Source organism: Cupriavidus sp. GW821-FHT07C08 (assembly GCF_059419025.1).
The window spans coordinates 269,318-282,447 of record NZ_JBWKQZ010000002.1 but is presented as its reverse complement, the minus strand read 5'-3'; the positions used below and the strand labels follow the sequence as shown (position 1 = coordinate 282,447).

Sequence of the window (13,130 nt, the reverse complement as noted above, 5' to 3'; positions counted from 1 at the left end):
TCCCGGATTCTCAAAATAACGTACGCCATCAACCCAACCCGCTCGCAATGCGTCAATGACGCGCGTGGGCAGGCGCACCGTGCGCCATTTGCTTCGCTTGCCGAGGAGTGCCCTGCCATAGCCAAGGATACCGTCTCGCCTCGCGAGGGCTTCCCACGACTCTCCAGACAACGCCTTGTCGACTGCAAAGGGGATCTCGCGCCGTGCTGCAACTGGCTCTTTCGCTGTCAGCCAGGGGTTGCCGCCCCAAATAGCGCACGCCGGCCAACCAGAAACAAATCCGCGCGCACCGCATAGCGCTGGGATTCCCCCTTTAGCGGTCCGGCGAACGGGCGTCAGCACGCTGCAGTTAGCGAAGTCTTGGGGCCGATCCAGAGCGCATCCGGCTGCGCTAGGAAATTCTTGTAGCGATCGCAATCGTCGGCGCCCACGTAACCCCATTGATATATTCTCGCCCCGCTGGAAATGAGAATGGCTGGATCCGTCGGCGACGACCTGTGAGGTTCACGACCGCTCGCGATGCTTTGTAAGTTGCGCTTCCTCTCCCCAGCGGACAGGCAGCGAACTCGTCTGCAGCGATGCCTGGCCAAGCAGCCTTTGGACGACGTCGGGCGGGATATCGTTGGCCACTGCCTGAATGGCGAAGGTGGGTCGCAGCGCATTGGGTGCGGCCCTGCGCAGCAAACGGCGCTCGGCCTCGTCAAGCGGCAGGGTACTGTCTACCGCGAGGCGAAGCAGCGTCGTTGTCAGCATCCGATAGAGTCCGTCCGGCAAGAACCCCTGGCCATGCCGCTGGCATCGGCAGCCTTCCAAGTGCCAAGTAATCGGCCGAACGCATGGCATGCCAACGCAGGTGGTGGAACCGGGCAGGGGATGCACGCGCGGCTATTCCCCTATAGCAGCTTTGATGTAGTGCCAGATTCGTACTAGCTGACGGTCGAACCGATCGCCGCACACGCAGCCCCGCCGCACGTTCGGAGGATGGGCCGCAGCACCCCTCCTGCCAGTGAAAAGCTGCCGGGGGGGCATGGCGGACTAGGATGCAGCAAGCGACCGGTTGGCGCCTCCCTACATTAGGCCGGTCAGGCCGGCAATGCCGCGTAACCCATACAAAGTGTACACTCACTTTCCAAAATTCGGATAATGATAAGCCAAGTGACAAGGCAGGCCGAGGTCTACGAGCACTCCAGTCGGGATTGTCGGCCAGTAGACTTCTGTGAGCTGCTTGTGTTGTATGGACCCGCGGTGGGGGGAGGGATTTCGCCTCCGGCGCTTCGGTTGGCCTTGGCATCCAGGCGCTAGCAGCTCAGGCCCGGCTGGCGCGCGTGCGAAGCTGGCCGGGCGTGAACCCTTCCGATGGGACCCCGCGCTGCTCGCTGAAGCGCCGCCACAGACTACGCAGCAATTGATCCAGGCCGGTGGCCGAGTACCCGCCCGCCACGCCCGCAAGCCGCTTGTTGCGCCCGCGCGCGGTGGCAGGCTGTATCGTGGGCGCCAACAGGGCTGCCTGCGCCGGCGGCATCATGCTTGGCCAGCCACGATCGACCCAATGCGCCTGCAAGGCCTGTCGGACGGCCGTGTCAAGGGCCACCAGCTGCTGCCGCGCACCCGGGCGTCGCAGGAAGGTGCCCTCGGCACTCGACTGCAGACTGGCGCAGCGCAGTGCGGCCAGCTCGCTCAGTGGCAAGCCTGCGTCGCGCATCAGATGTATGGCAGCCAGCGCAGCCCGATGCCTCGGGCCCTGGCGCGCCTCCCCCAGCCAGACCAGGAACGCCTCCGCGTCGGGTTGGACGGACGGCGCGCGCAGCGCCGTGGGCGCAGCGGCGGCGGCTTGCCTTGGGATGAGCGGGGTGCCCGCCAGATGCCCGGCCTTGACCATTGCGCGTAGCAGCGCCCGAACCACCCGTAACGCGGCCGCCACCGAACTGGTCCCCAGTGGGCCTTCGAACGGCCGCCAGTGCATCCTGTCGCGCGCCCCGCTCGGGCCGCACCAGAACGCCGCCGGCTGAGGGTCCGCTAAAAATTCCGCATACGCCTCCAGATCGCAGGCCTCCAACGCCTGAAGCCCCTTCTTGCGCGCTGCATTCCACAACAGCAGCCTCTCGGCCTCGCGCCGGTAGCTGTTGCGGGTATGTGGCGCACGATCCTGTAGCCAGCCGCGTACGAACGCCAGATCGGCGGCAAGCCCCGGCCCTGTCGCGGTATTTGAGGCTGGCACCAGCATGTGCTCGAGTGGCACGGGATATGGCATACCGGGGGCCAAGGCCAAGGGCACCAGCGCGTCGCGGTGGGCGTGGGCGGCAGGCGGCAGCACATAGGCCTTGACCGCCGCGGCGCCCATGGCCGAGCGCTGGCGCACCAGCCAGTGCGTGATGACCTCGGCCGACTGCGCGCCAATGCGTGGCACGGCACGCCACCAGCTGCTGCCGCGCCGATTTGCCAAGGACGTCAGGTCCTCGATCCGCCGGATCTCGGCGGCCATCAGTCGGCGTGCCAGGCTCGGCTTGAACCAGAGCGACACCTCGTGCTGGGGCTGGGGGTAGCCTTGTCCAAGCTGCTCAAGCGCCGACACGGCGTCTACCCGCCGCGACATGCCCACCCCTGAACGCGCGCGCAGCGCCTCGAACATGCCGGCAATCTCGGGCCGGCCATGCTGCAAGGCGAACTGCACCAGCCGGTCGCGCAAGGCCAGGATCCGCTGGATCGCCTGGGCCTCGCTCAGGTGCTCGTCCTCATCCGGGTCCAGCAAGTAGCGGTTGGCGATGTCCACCGGCCGCATGCCCTGCGCATAGGCACGGACCACGGCAAACTCGGTGCGGGTGAGCTTGGTGACGGCGTTGAGGCTGGGATCCAGAACCATGGAGGCAGCGGTAAGTGCTTGAACTATAACAATATTCAGCAGGAGCCATCCGGAGCCGGGCCGAAATGCTGACTAAAGCGCAATGTAAATTATTTTTGTGCCGGCGGCTAGGCCTCACCCAGGACTGTACGCCACGCCCATGACCGTGCCGTGCGAATGTCCCGAGGGCAGGGCGGCCACCGCTCCGGGCCAGATCGCTTACGCCTCTGCCGTCAAAACGATGTGGTCGCCTGCGGACGCGACGCCGCGCCAGATCCCGGCCTCGGGCGCTACGACAGAAGGGGAACTAGCGCCGGTTTCTGACAGCATCAATCGCCCGTCGTACGCCGCCGGGCAAGCTGTGGGTGCGGTTCGAGGTAGAACGTCTATACGCGTTGAAACTTCTAGTGGTTTTGTTTAGACTTGTATCAACGTTCTTGGAAGGCTTTGATCATGCGAAAAAGTGCAACTCTGACGATCCAAAAGTGGGGGAACAGCTTGGCCGTCCGGATTCCGACCGCAGTGGCCCGCTCGGCCCATTTCGCTGAGGGTCAGGAAGTCGAGGTCTCGGTCGAAGAGATTGGTGTCACGGTACGGCCCGTTGGACGTCGTGCCCTCACGCTCGCGGAGAAGTTGGCTCTGTTTGATCCTATCAAGCATGGGGGTGAAGCCATGGCCACGCAGCGTGTCGGCGCGGAGGCTATCTGATGGCGGGCAAGGTATGGGCACCTGAGCGACGCGACATCATTTGGATCGACTGCAATCCGCAAGCCGGCCGTGAGATGAAGGATATGCATCCGATGCTTGTGCTTTCTCCGCGGCCGTTCAATGAGCGGACCAGTATCGTGATTGGCTTGCCGATGACCACGGCGGCCTACAACGACACCAATCCGTTTGCGATCAGGTTTCAGGGACCGAAGGGGAAGGACAGCTACGTTCTGGCCCATCAGCCCAAGTCATTTGACTGGCGAGCCCGCAACGCAAAGGCCCACCCCTGGAAGCAGGCGCCTTTGGAGGTCTTTGCTGCCGCCTGCGAGCAATTGAATCAGATCATTGCGATCGCAGAGTGACCTCAAAGGGATTTGCCGACTGCCACGGTGTGAGTGTGGATGGTCACGTGACCTCCGCGCCCGGACTGGGGGCAACAGAAGATCCATGATTTTCCCGACCACCGAACAAATTCAAGCCTGATAATACGCGCGGTGCCGCCCCAAGCTTGGCAGAAGTCATCGGTTGCCACAGCGCCGCCTTGCCAACTGCCCGGATTGCGCCTGTAATGGCTGCGTGGCAGGCACAGGCAGTCGGGAGGCGAGATGCGCTGCACGAATTGCCAGTTCGAAAACCCCGCGGGAGCCAGGTTCTGCGAGGAGTGTGGGCAACGGCTTGCGCAGATCTGCCCGCAATGCGGCAGCGCATCCAGCCCCACCGCGAGCGTGCGGCGCGTTGTTGGCGGACACGGCGGCGCTATTCCTCATTGCTCTTCGAGCTGGGCGCTCCCTTCAACGCCGCGGCAAGGCTATCAGCACTCGAGAAACTGAGTCGCGAACTGCTTCGAAAAGTTTCGGCGCGCATGCTGATCGTTGACGAGGTTCATCACTTGTTGGCAGGCTATCGGGAGCAGCGTGCATCCCTGAATCTGCTGAAGTTCCTCGCCAATGACTTGAAAATCGCGGTTGTCCTCGTTGGCACTCAAGACGCCGTCTTGGCGCTCCAAACGGATCCTCAGATGGTCAGTCGATTCGCCCGTTTCGAGGTGCCGAGATGGCAGGAGACGGAGGCATTTCGTTCTCTTCTCGCAGCCTTCGAGATGATTTTGCCGCTTCGACGTCCGTCGAATCTCGCACGGCGAGAGATCGTACATGCCATTCTGACTGCAAGTGGAGGGCTAACCGGGGAAGTGTCGCGTGTCTTGACTGTTTCCGCAGAACTCGCGATCCGGGATGGGAAGGAGGCCATCGACCTGGGTCACATAGAGAATGCAGCGCGAACCCTGCTCTCCTGAGGGTGTCAGGCCTTGGCCCGTTGCTCCGCGTCCATTCGATGACGAAGCGTTTGGCGGTTGGCTCGGTCGCCTGGCCGCAAGGTATCAGATCAGTGTTGACCAGTTGTGGCAGATTGGCGACCTTGGTGCGTTTCCGGCGTTGACCAATTCTGGCTGGCTGCTATTTCCCCCGATGGACGAGCAGGCACTGTGCCGCCTTGCGATGCTGACTCATATTGGTATGCCAAGGCTCGAGGCACTTCAAACACCTATGGCGTGGGTGTCAGACCGAGATCAGCTCCCATACTGCTTCGACTGCCTGGTTCTGAATCCCGTCGACGCAGCTGTGGCAGCCTCAACTCAAACCAACTGGCCTCCTCGAAAGCCGGGGCGATTCAGGCCGACACGCGCGGTGGAGCCTGCATGCCCCCATGCCCTTCATGTCGCCTGTTTGGAAGCACAATCCATTTCTGCCGCGGGAAGAACGCTCTCGGAGACGCTGCGCAGCTTGTGAAGCAAGGCAACAGAGTCGCGCTCGATTCGCTTACGCAAAACCAGCCGATCAGCCATGCGGGCCACCACACTGGAAAACCGATACTCCAGCGTCCGCACGAAGCGCGTGCCAGTGGCTGTGCCGATGCACTCATACGTGACGAACATCTCAAGACCCCGGTTGCCACGGGCCCGGGTTCGCCAGAGCCGATCCGGAAGACTTTCCACGACTTCCCACTGCAACTTGCCTGCACGGCCGCCGACGTACGCAAAGTGGCTCCCAACCGGCAGCGACCCTCCCTGCCCGGTGACCGCTACGTGGTAAGGATGCCACTCATGCCAACGAAGCGGAGTACTCACGTAGGCCAGTACCTGGCTTGGCGTCCGGGCGATATCAATGGAATGCTGCATCTTGACGGTGGGGACCAGGCTCTCGCTTGCTTCTTCGGGCTCCCAATGAAGGGTTCCATAGATCCAGTCCCACAGTGGAAACACTACGGCGAAGTTCTTGGTCTGCATCAGGTCACGGCGGTGATGCAATTCATGCAACCGCCGCATGTGGCGAATCCACGGCAGGCGACAGATCGGATTCTGCGGCGGGAGGTGCTCGCAGGCATGAAAGATCTCGTAGCTGAGATAACCGCCCAGTAGCGTGGCGGCAAACAGCGCAGCGACGTTCGCATTGACCAGGCCGATGATCGACCAAGCGAGCAGCGCGCCAATGCTGTAGACAACGATCAGCCATGCCGGGAACAGAATCACCCGCCAGTCCTTGGCGAACTCGTAGCGCATCTGGTCATCTGCGAAAAAACTATGATGGTCGCCCGTGTGGCGCTGGTAGAACGCCTTCGCGAATCGCTTCTTGTTGTGCCCGAGACCCTTATGGGTGCGGTACTCGCCCCTGCTGTAGAAAATTAAGGTCGCCGGCACAGTTAGCCACTCCACCGCGCTGACGTGGTCCAACTTGTTCAGCAAGAAGAGGATCAAGGTCACGCCGAAAACAAGAACGAAGCCAGCATGCAGCCAGGGGTTGTAGTAAGGCGAAATGTTCGCCCGGTATTTCTTCCGGAAGGTTTGGGTATCAAAAGACATGATCGGCTCTCAAAGACTGTTGCGCTGTCGGGCTCGCGATACGTGGCCAGTTCCGCCAAGCCCCCGCGGACCTTTCTGACGTCTGGCGCCAGTAGGTCGCTTGGTGTTGTAGTCTATTGGTGCGATCATTTTCATTCCAATGGATATTGATGATGAGAATTATTGATGAATCAGAATTTGCAGCAGATTGATCTCAATCTCCTCTTCGTGTTCGACATGCTGATGCAGGAGCGCAACCTGTCACGCGCGGCCGAGCGACTGCACAAGAGCCAGCCGGCGGTGAGCAATGCTCTCAGTCGTCTGCGCGAGCAACTGGGGCAACCTCTTTTCCGCCGTACCGCTAAGGGACTCGAGCCCACTGCCGGGGCGATGACGCTGCACGTGCCGGTACGGCAAGCCCTGCGCTTGCTGCAGGCAGGGCTTGCCGTTCAAGAGAGTTTTCAGCCGGACACGGAGCGAACCTTCCGACTGTCGATGAATGACTATGGGCAGCTACGGCTGTTACCGAGCCTGATGACCCGGCTGATGGCGCTGGCGCCGCAGGTGAAGCTGCAGGTACTGTCGGACGAAGGTGCCCTGATCCCGCAGCGGCTGGCCAGCGGAGATCTGGACTTGGCGATTGATTACCTGTACTTCGACGACGCCGATTTGCTCTACCAACCGATTCACGAAGAGCGCCTCGCAGTTATCGGCCGACCGGGCCACCCTGCATTCAAGGAAGGCCTCGACAAGACGGCGTATCTGGCCGCACAGCACGTCTCGCTCCTGCCGCGGGCCGGCCGCGGCAGTCCGCTCGAGATCGTCCTGGGCTCGGCCAAAGTGCAGCGCCATGTGCAGTTGCAAGTTCCGCACTACCTGACCATTCCAGCCATCGTCGCCAGCACCGATTTGCTGGGTACCGTGCCCTGGCACTTGGCCAGGCATTTCGTGCACAACTATGGCTTGCAGCTCGCGGATCTTCCTTTCGAAACGCCTGCGGTGCAGGTCAGCTTGATATGGCACCGTCAACAACAACACATGTCTGGTCTGCAATGGCTGAAGGAGCAAATTGCGCAAGTTGCACAGACCGAATCGAGCTGATGTGGCGGGCCTCATTGGGCTGCCTGCGCGATGGATCTTTGAATCCATAGTGGCGCTGCCGGCGCTGTGTCGGGAAATCGGGCGGCGCGTTCGAGCCCTGCAGCCGCACCAATAAAATCAAGGGTTTACAGGGGTTTTCCTGTAAACCCTTGTGCATTTTGCGGTCTATGTAACCGCCATGTAACCCGATTGGATCGCCGCGATCCATCTGGAACCATGTCCTGCCTGCGCCTACAGTTGCTTCGTGCCCCATTTGCCCGTGTGGCACATAGGTCTCGCGCGATAAAATCCTACCCACTGCATCAAAGGGGAACGGGATCGTGTCACAAGCAACAACGCCACAAGAACGCGTCGCTGCCGCAAGGCAGCTTTATGCCGTTTTGAAAGGGCATCTCGATCGTCCAACTTGCACCGGCAGGATGTGCGGAATTCCCTCGTGAGGCGATGGGCCTCGATGGAAAAGCGGACGTCATCGACCGTCAGACCAAGGCTCGCGAAATCATGCGGCTATGGGAAGTCTTGGGACGATCAGGACAGTAATGCATGATGGCAAGGTGTTGCACTTTTGATTTGAGGCCGCCATCTATTATCGAGGTGGCGCAGTACTTTCGCGAATTACTAGGTCAGGCTCGAACTCGGTCTGGATGTTTTTGGCTCCTCCTTCGATCTGCTCAATCAAGTTGCGCGAAGTAAGCTCGCCAATCAGAACGGGATTCGAGTGCACTGTCGTTAGCGCGGGTGTTACCAGTTCCGCCATCTGCCAGTCGCCGAAGCCTGTGACAGAGATGTCGCTCGGAACCGAAAGTCCCAATGTGCGGCACTCCGCGATCGCCGCCACAGCAATGAAGTCATTGATGCATATCAGGGCGGTCGGCTGTTCCCGATGCAACAGCAAGTCCTTGCGCTGCAGGCAGACGCGCACCGCTTGTCGCACAGCAGATGCATCGTAAGGGGTCGGAAAAATGCGGTTATCGGGTAAGGAAATGTCGTTCTCGCTGAGGACGTCTCGGATCCCCAGAAGCCGTTGAGACGATAGAAACTGAGTTTCGAGAGGACCTGGGAGCACTGCAAACTGCCGGTGTCCTTGTTTGACTAAGTAGGTGGTTAGCCTGCGCATAGCCAAGCGGTTGTCATACCCCACCGTCGGATGCATTCCTTCGCGGTCCACGGCCCACATTAGTACATACGGAATAGCGTGCTTGTGTATCAGCGAGAAGACTTCGGGATGATGTTGTGAACCGATTATTGCGATCCCGTCGACTCTACGCTCCAATAGGGCGCGCGCACAGCGCAATTCGGTCTCACTGTCGTCCCGATGGCAAGTCAACAGAACGGTATATCCAAGCCGGTCGAGCTGGGCCTCCAAGGTATCTACTGCTTTGGCGTAAAGTTCATTCATCAGTGTCGGCGCAATTATGCCGACCGATCGCGTGCGCCCCTGACGTAGTTCGCGAGCCGCCGAGAAGGGAACGTAGTTGAGGCTTGCAATAGCGTTCTGCACGCGCTCCAGCGTGTCAGGTCGCAGCCTATCCGGCGATGTCAGTGCACGGGAGACTGTTGCCGAGGAAACGCCGGCGAGGAGGGCGACTTGCTTGACATTCACCATATCGGGTCAGATGTTATCTTCAGCCGGAATGTCGGCCGTCTGCCATCCATTGTAACGATTGGTAGTCGAAAGCAGTTTCCGTCGTCGGGGGGTTCCCGACGACGGATCGACATCCCTGGTGAGGCTAGTCGAGCCGGACCTTTGCTGAATCTGCCACTCGCTTCCACTTCGAAACTTCGGCGCGAAGAAACGCATTGAACGCCTCAGGCGTGCCGCCTGCGATCTGCGCTCCTTGAGCCATCAGCTTGTCGCGGAACTCCGGATCCTGAAGGGCTTTGTTGAACTCGCTGTTCATCTTAGCAATGATGGCCTGTGATGTCCCGCTCGGGACCATGAACCCGCCCCAGGAAACGGCTTCGTAGCCGTTTATCCCGAGCGCTTCATCTACCGTGGGCACATCGGGCAGTGACGGTAATCGAGTCTTGCTCGTGACCGCGAGCGCCCTGAGCTTTCCACTCTTGACTTGCGGCATTCCCGCGAGCGAGGTGGGAAGGGCAACATTGATCTGCTGACCGAGCACGTCTGTGAGCGAAGGCGCGTCTCCCTTATAGGGAACGTGGTTCATCTTGACGCCAGCCATGGTACTAAGGAGTTCCCCGGCCAGATGGCTGCCCGAACCATTGCCGGCGGATCCAAAGGTGATCTGCCCTGGCCTAGCCTTTGCCATCGAGACTAATTGGCGCAGGTCCTTTATTGGCGAATTTGCTGCTGTGACGATAATGAGCGGCACCGTTGTCACTAAGGAATTGCTGATCAATGAGGTTTGCGCTTGATGTTGCACAAGCCAAGGACTTCAGCTTTCGCAATCCGGGAGAGATGGGCCGATTCAAGCCGTCTTTCTCGCGTTTCGCACCTTTCCTGGTCGCGCTTTTGCGCGCTCAGGACGGATTGCTCCCCTCTGAGGACAACAACAGCCTCCTGGCGAACACCAGATTCGCCAAACCAAACAGGCTGAACAACTGCGCCGTGTTCTTGAACAGGCCCTTGTAGCGAACCTTGCGATGATCAAACAGATTCTTGATAACGTGGAACGGATGCTCAACCCGCGACCGAATCTGTGCCTTGACCCGCTCGACGGCGATCAGCAAGTCCTTGACGGCTCCGTCACACATCGCCTTGATCTTGCCGCGCTTGACGGCCACCTGCCACTTCACGGTCTTGCCTTGCATCTCCTCGCGCTTGTCCACGCCCGTGTAGCCCGCGTCGCCAAACGCATGCTCCTCGTGGCCATGCAGCAAGGCATGGGCCTGCGACACGTCCGACTCTTGGCCGCAGTGCCCACCACGCTATGCACCAGCCCAGAGGCCGCATCCACGCCGACATGGGCTTTCATCCCAAAGTGCCAAGCATTGCCTTTCTTGGCCTGGTGCATCTCCGGGTCGCGGCTCTTCTTTTTGTTCTTGGTCGACGGTGGCGCCTCGATGATGGTGGCATCCACAATCGTGCCTTCCTTCATCATCAGTCCCCGCTCGCACAGCATGATGCCGATCTCGTCGAACAGCTTTCGCGTCAGTTCATGCTCGACGAGCAGGCGGCGAAACTTCAGCAGCGTGGTCGCGTCTGGCACCGCCTCGACTGCCAGGTCGATCCCGGCAAACGCCCGCATCGCCATGCTGTCGTACAGCGCGTCTTCCAGTGCCTCGTCCGACAGCCCGTACCACTGCTGGAGGAAGTAAATGCGCAGCATCCGCTCAAGGCCGATCGGCGGCCGGCCACGTTTGCCCTTGGGGTAGTACGGCTCGACCGCCGCAATCAGGCGCGCCCACGGCACCACGCTCTCCATCTCCGACAGGAAGCGCTGGCGGCGCGTCACACGCTTCTTGCCGTGACTTTCCGCTTCCGCAAAACTGATCTGTCGCTTCATCACAGGACCTGAATCATGGACACGCTCATGACAACGCGCTCACCCAATGCCTCGATGACTCGCGCACTGATTTAATCAGACGGTATGGACGCCTCCCCCCGGCAACGGGGCGCCGCTTACCTGCAAGAGTAACTGTAAGGGTCCTCGCTGCCATGGCATCCCTATGCCAAAGTGGAGGTGTCGATTGCAAACGACCCTGATCGGGACGATCCAAAATGAAGCTTACCGTCATCGGCATGGATATTGCCAAGCATGTCTTCCAACTTCATGCGGTGAATGCCAACACTGGTGAAATCGAGCGCATCAAGTTGAAGCGGAGCCAGGTCACCGACTTCCTTGCTCAGCGGGAGCGTTCACTCATTGCCATCGAAGCTTGCGGCAGCGCCCACCATTGGGCACGAGAACTGCAGAAGCTCGGCCACGAAGTGAAGCTCATCTCTGTGCGATCGGTTCGTCCCTTTGTGTTGCGTAATAAAACCGACGCTGCCGATGCCAGAGCTATCTGGACAGCAGTCCAGCAGCCCGAGGCGCGGTTTGTTGCGATCAAGAGCGAGCAGCAACAGACCATTCTGGCGCTGCACCGCATCCGGGCTCAACTGATGAAGTTCCGGATCATGCAGACGAACGCATTGCGCGGCTTACTCTATGAGTTTGGTGAAGTCCTTCCGGAAGGATATCGGGAATTTGCCGAAAAAATTTCTGGTGCGCTTGCCAAGATCGCGAATCGCTTGCCAGCCATACTGATCGACAGCCTACGAGAGCAATGGGCACGCGTGCAGGCAACCGACAAGGAAATCGCTGTGCTGGAACGTCGGCTCAAGGTTGCGCTTTGCGACAATCAGGAATGCCAGAAGATCGCTGAAATTCCTGGCGTGGGGCTGCTAACCGCCACGGCTGCGGTGGCTGCGATCGGCGATGCCAAAACGTTTCGCTCCGGGCGTGAGTTCGCTGCCTGGTTAGGCTTGGTACCGAAACAAACGGGCACCGGTGGTCACGTGCGCCAGCTTGGCATTAGCAAGCGAGGTGACACCTACCTGCGCACCCTACTCATACACGGCGCCAGATCGGTGATCATCAAAGGCGCATGAACCGCCTGGCTCGACGGATTGCTTCAGCGACGTCCTTTCAATGTAGTGGTGGCTGCCGTAGCCAACAAACTCGCCCGGACCATCTGGGCGGTGCTAGCAAGGGATACGAGATACACGGCACCCGCCATGGCTGCATAGCCAGGTGCGTGGCCCGCCTGAACTGACTTCTTCTCAAGGAGCGCAAGCATTGATCGCATGATGGCTAACAGGTTGGACCGGGGCGAGGAAAACCCGATAGGGAATGTGAGCAGCAACGCTCGATGATCAGATGAGGACCTCGCCAGCGAATTCCATATGGGCCAGCAGGCTGAGCGGCCTGCACAAAAGGGCCGGACATAGGCGTGCTGCCTTCACCTGTCGACCACCATGTCAATCGGCTTGCAATCCGGGAGGCGTCCACATAAGGCGATTCCCTAGTGACGGATCGCGCCGCAGCAACTATGACAGTTGTGCATCGCCAGAACACCGGGTTGTCGCGCCATCATCAGTACGAGCACGCTGACAACCAAGGTGGCCGCATTGATCTGGAGTATCGGATGCGGGCTCAAAGTACTGGCTACTGAGCGGCCCCAGATCTCAATGCCTTTACGTTGACCGCCAGCCAAAGCGGCAGTGTCGCAGACACCACGCATCAGAACAGCTTCGAAGATTGATCCTGCCCGGCAACTTTCATGTCGCAGAATCGTCTGCGTAGCTAGGTACGCCTCCGCTACTCCCAAATTAGGGCGTCATCTCCTGGATGCAGCTTGATGCGGGTTTCAACGTGCCTTCCTTCGGCGCGAGTATGCCTGCGGACGGTCCATTCTCGATCGTCTGTTGCGAAGATATTGGCGCCAACATGGGCGTTGCCGTACGGGGCGTTAGTATGCGCAAGTGATCTGCTAATGCGATTTCCAGCGTCCCATTGCCAGTTGCAGCTAGTAGAACGACCACGCCTGGGTTACGGTGAAATGGGAAGCGCTGATCATCCAAGAAATCAGAATCGTGCGTCAGTATGATGCGTCGCGTTTCACAAGCCGTCGCGAAACTGGCCTCGTCGGCGTGTCCAATGAGCGCCATGCTAGGGTAAGCCGCCTACTTTTCCGATG

At 60.0% G+C, this 13,130-nt stretch carries 11 protein-coding genes and 2 pseudogenes; 6 read left to right on the top strand and 7 right to left on the bottom strand.

Annotated elements, in window-relative coordinates:
- Positions 1–504: 504 nt before the first annotated feature.
- Entirely contained in the window at positions 505–753 is a 249-nt protein-coding gene (locus AC07UK_RS04460) for a site-specific integrase (RefSeq protein WP_058698217.1), read from the bottom strand.
- A gap of 553 nt (positions 754–1,306) precedes the next feature.
- Complete coding sequence (locus tag AC07UK_RS04455) at positions 1,307–2,860, bottom strand: phage integrase family protein (RefSeq protein WP_058698218.1); 1,554 nt, start codon at positions 2,858–2,860, stop codon at positions 1,307–1,309.
- Between the two features lie 432 nt (positions 2,861–3,292).
- On the opposite strand from AC07UK_RS04455, the gene AC07UK_RS04450 reads away from it, so the two are divergent.
- The 4 genes and pseudogenes from AC07UK_RS04450 to AC07UK_RS04435 all read left to right on the top strand — a co-directional run bounded on the left by AC07UK_RS04450 (position 3,293) and on the right by AC07UK_RS04435 (position 4,841).
- Positions 3,293–3,547 (top strand): AbrB/MazE/SpoVT family DNA-binding domain-containing protein, encoded by a 255-nt coding sequence (locus AC07UK_RS04450; protein ID WP_058698259.1) that lies wholly within the window; start codon positions 3,293–3,295, stop codon positions 3,545–3,547.
- On the top strand, positions 3,547–3,909 hold the full coding sequence (locus AC07UK_RS04445; protein WP_058698219.1) for a type II toxin-antitoxin system PemK/MazF family toxin: 363 nt from the start codon (positions 3,547–3,549) through the stop codon (positions 3,907–3,909). The genes AC07UK_RS04450 and AC07UK_RS04445 overlap by 1 nt, the downstream gene beginning before the upstream one ends.
- Before the next feature lie 243 nt (positions 3,910–4,152).
- Positions 4,153–4,218 (top strand): annotated as a pseudogene (locus AC07UK_RS04440) (zinc-ribbon domain-containing protein); the annotation flags it as partial.
- Positions 4,219–4,241: 23 nt separating this feature from the next.
- Complete coding sequence (locus AC07UK_RS04435; protein WP_081050312.1) at positions 4,242–4,841, top strand: TniB family NTP-binding protein; 600 nt, start codon at positions 4,242–4,244, stop codon at positions 4,839–4,841.
- A 417-nt stretch (positions 4,842–5,258) separates the two neighbouring features.
- Here the strand turns inward: AC07UK_RS04435 and AC07UK_RS04430 are convergent, their stop codons facing one another.
- Entirely contained in the window at positions 5,259–6,404 is a 1,146-nt protein-coding gene (locus tag AC07UK_RS04430; RefSeq protein ID WP_058698221.1) for a sterol desaturase/SRPBCC family protein, read from the bottom strand.
- A gap of 165 nt (positions 6,405–6,569) precedes the next feature.
- Between AC07UK_RS04430 and bsrA the strand changes: the two genes are divergently transcribed.
- Complete coding sequence (gene bsrA / locus AC07UK_RS04425) at positions 6,570–7,484, top strand: LysR family transcriptional regulator BsrA (RefSeq protein ID WP_058698222.1); 915 nt, start codon at positions 6,570–6,572, stop codon at positions 7,482–7,484.
- A gap of 586 nt (positions 7,485–8,070) precedes the next feature.
- Here the strand turns inward: bsrA and AC07UK_RS04420 are convergent.
- The 3 genes from AC07UK_RS04420 to AC07UK_RS04410 all read right to left on the bottom strand — a co-directional run bounded on the left by AC07UK_RS04420 (position 8,071) and on the right by AC07UK_RS04410 (position 10,954).
- Complete coding sequence (locus AC07UK_RS04420) at positions 8,071–9,090, bottom strand: LacI family DNA-binding transcriptional regulator (RefSeq protein WP_058698223.1); 1,020 nt, start codon at positions 9,088–9,090, stop codon at positions 8,071–8,073.
- Positions 9,091–9,214: 124 nt separating this feature from the next.
- Positions 9,215–9,847: a tripartite tricarboxylate transporter substrate-binding protein gene (locus AC07UK_RS04415; RefSeq protein WP_233528039.1), complete on the bottom strand. Its 633-nt coding sequence runs from the start codon at positions 9,845–9,847 to the stop codon at positions 9,215–9,217.
- Between the two features lie 121 nt (positions 9,848–9,968).
- A protein-coding gene (locus tag AC07UK_RS04410) for an IS5 family transposase (RefSeq protein WP_412459421.1) occupies positions 9,969–10,954 on the bottom strand; the annotation gives its coding sequence in 2 pieces (ribosomal slippage) (positions 9,969–10,357 and positions 10,357–10,954; 987 coding nt in all).
- A gap of 215 nt (positions 10,955–11,169) precedes the next feature.
- Between AC07UK_RS04410 and AC07UK_RS04405 the strand changes: the two are divergent.
- Positions 11,170–12,180, top strand: a pseudogene (locus tag AC07UK_RS04405) (IS110 family RNA-guided transposase).
- A 582-nt stretch (positions 12,181–12,762) separates the two neighbouring features.
- Here AC07UK_RS04405 and AC07UK_RS04400 read toward each other — a convergent pair.
- Complete coding sequence (locus tag AC07UK_RS04400) at positions 12,763–13,101, bottom strand: DUF5615 family PIN-like protein (RefSeq protein ID WP_377747427.1); 339 nt, start codon at positions 13,099–13,101, stop codon at positions 12,763–12,765.
- Positions 13,102–13,130: the final 29 nt, after the last annotated feature.